The organism is Streptomyces sp. NPDC059853, from assembly GCF_042731495.1.
Taxonomy (GTDB): Bacteria; Actinomycetota; Actinomycetes; order Streptomycetales; family Streptomycetaceae; genus Streptomyces.
On the sequence record NZ_JBHWJL010000483.1, the window covers coordinates 1201 to 2442 of the forward strand.

At 74.2% G+C, this 1242-nt stretch carries 1 protein-coding gene; it reads right to left on the reverse strand.

Annotation, left to right across the window (positions count from 1 at the left end; translation table 11 throughout):
* Nucleotides 1-152: 152 nt before the first annotated feature.
* The gene (locus tag ACFV5N_RS27060; RefSeq protein WP_385604945.1) at nucleotides 153-1109 is read right to left on the reverse strand and encodes a carbohydrate kinase family protein; all 957 of its coding nucleotides are present in this window, start codon (nucleotides 1107-1109) and stop codon (nucleotides 153-155) included.
* Between the last annotated feature and the right edge of the window lie 133 nt (nucleotides 1110-1242).

Here is a 1242-nt window from a genome sequence, read left to right on the forward strand (position 1 = left end):
GCCCCGCGGCATCCGCCTCAACGCCGTCAGCCCCGGCTGGATCCGCGAGACCCTGATCGCCCTGGACCAGGACCCGGCCCCCGGCACCCCGCTCGACGAGGTCGCCGTGCGCTACCTGGAGGCCGTCGAGGGCAGCGTACGCGGCACGATCCTCACGCCGGCCTGACCCCCGCCCGCCCGGCACCCCCGCCCAGCCGGGCCAGCTCCGCGGCCAGCTCGGCCGTCGTCATCTGCCGCTCGTGCGTGCCCACCTGCGTGCAGGCGAACGCCCCCGAGACGGCGCCGGCCAGCGCGCACCGGTCGAGATCCCCGCCCGCGAACAGCGTCGCGAGGAACGCCGTCACGAACGCGTCCCCCGCCCCGTTGCTGTCCACCACCGGGGCCGCCGGGGTCACCGCCGGGACGTGCCGTACGGACCCGTCCCCGTCCCGGCTCAGCAGATGACACCCGCGCTCCCCGTCCGTGGCCACCACCAGCTTCGCCTTCCCGCGCGCCAGGATCAGCCGCAGCGTCTCCTCGATCCGGCCCTGCACCCCGGCCGCGCTGAGGAACACGTAGTCGGTACGGAACGCCCACGGGTGGCTGTCCGGATTCACCCCGTCCCAGGCGTGCAGATCCGTGGAGGAGGACAGCCCCCGGCGCTCCAGCTCACCGAACAGCTCCCGGTTGAACCCCGACCGGCACACGTGCACATGCCGCGCCCGGTCCAGATGCGGGGCCACGAACTCCGGCGGCAGCAGCAGCTCCGCCGGATGCCGGCCGTCGTAGAAGGAGAACCGGCGCCCCGCCTCGTCCACCAGATTGACGCTGCGCGGCGTCCCGTTCGGGGCCGGCAGCGCGTCGAAGCCGAGCCCGGCCGCCGCGAACCGACGGCGGATCAGATCGCCCTGGAGATCGTCGCCGATGAAGTCCAGGAAGTGGGTGCGCAGCCCCAGCGCGTGGAAGCCCAGCGCGGCCCCCGTCCCGGTGTGCGCCACATAGTCGCGGATCGGCGGCACATGGATCAGATCGGCGTCCGGCACTTCGAGCCGTGGCACCCGGACGATGGTGTCCACCCCGGCGGCTCCCACCACCAGCACGTCGTACGGGGGTTCGTTCGTGTTGCCCATGGCACCGATGATGCCAGCGAAACCGCCGGACGGGGGACGCGGCGGGAGGACGGTCCCGGCCCGCCGATCGAGGATGGCCCGCGCTCCCGGGGGTGAGGGGCCCTGATCAGGAACCGGCGGGCCGGGGACGGGC

Bases quoted from the DNA above. Each gene is read 5' to 3' on its own strand.
- ACFV5N_RS27060 (WP_385604945.1), bottom strand. From the start codon at position 1,109: ATGGGCAACACGAACGAACCCCCGTACGACGTGCTGGTGGTGGGAGCC.